Annotated in this window: 1 protein-coding gene; it reads right to left on the bottom strand. The window is 44.8% G+C overall.

What is annotated here, in order from left to right; all coding sequences use genetic code 11:
- Positions 1-156: 156 nt before the first annotated feature.
- Entirely contained in the window at positions 157-492 is a 336-nt protein-coding gene (locus ACTIE0_RS24605) for an antibiotic biosynthesis monooxygenase (protein ID WP_006615878.1), read from the bottom strand.
- Positions 493-1,126: the final 634 nt, after the last annotated feature.

The raw sequence follows: 1,126 nt of genomic DNA, 5'->3' as shown, positions 1-1,126 counted from the left end.
AGGGCAAAAAAGCGATCGCATTAAGTCCCTTGACACCAATCTGGACTTCTACAATTCCAAGACAACGGTAAACGCTTCTGTTTAACTCAACTCGACCAGGGTGATGATTAATCAAGGTTCATTATCTGCTTTTGAGTTACCAGCCCCAAGTTTTGATTAAACTAGAGATTCGGCGGCGGCACGAATTTCGCTGCGAACTTCGTAGAATGAAGTAGTCGGGGCTTTGGCGAATAGGGGTGTCATTTGATCTAGCAAAGCCTGATATGCTTCACTTTGATTGGCTTCCATGTCTTGGATATTTTCCCAGAAGATAATGGCAATACCACGATCAGTTCCCGGTTCCTGTAGCAAATAAGACCCTTTGAACCCGGTACTGTAGGTTGAAACTGCTTGTTCAAACAGTTCTCGGGCTTCTTCAAATTTACCAGGCTTAAACTCCCCGATCGCAATATAGGCGTGTTTGTGTTTCAGAAAATCAAAAAATTCGGACATAACTAACCACCGGTTATGAGTTGAGAACATTGGACTCCTGGTGCTAGACCAACCGATACATTTTGGCTAACCAACATTCACAAATGCCAGATGCTGAGGTACTTTACGCGCTCTATAGGAAACAAGTCTTGACACCCCCTCTTTTCCGCCACACGGAGAGGAACTGAGCCCAAAACCCATATTAACCCATATAGGTCAATTTTTATCAATTATTCGCTGTTAATTTCCCCTTAATTATCTATACAGCCTTTACCCAAAACACAAAGTACAGTATAATGTATGGGTAGAGTCGAGAATGGAGTCGCCCCCATCCCCTCCCTTTCCCAACCGTACTTGAGACTTTCGCCTCATACGGCTCCTGATGTGGTTGCCCAATTGTTATTGGTATAGTGTTGATTTCACCGCTTGGTCCTTCTTCGTTCAGAGCTATATGCACCACGTAGTCTTTCAACTCGCTCTCGCCGTAAAACTCCTACTTATTGCCGGATTTACATCTACACCGTGGCACGTCTGGTAGGGGTCGAGAATGGAGTCGCCTCCATCCCCTCCCATTCAAAGGGTGCATCTCAGTTAAGAAATGAGTAATTGTACTTAGTGCAACCTTCACCCACAGCCCTACATAATGAGCGAAGCA

The sequence above is a fragment of the Limnospira sp. genome (assembly GCF_051859755.1).
GTDB classification, from domain to species: Bacteria; Cyanobacteriota; Cyanobacteriia; order Cyanobacteriales; family Microcoleaceae; genus Limnospira; species Limnospira fusiformis.
This window is presented reverse-complemented; position numbering and strand designations above follow the sequence as displayed.

Excerpts from the sequence above, each read along its gene's own strand:
- ACTIE0_RS24605 (WP_006615878.1), bottom strand. The coding sequence starts at position 492 with ATGTCCGAATTTTTTGATTTTCTGAAACACAAACACGCCTATATTGCG.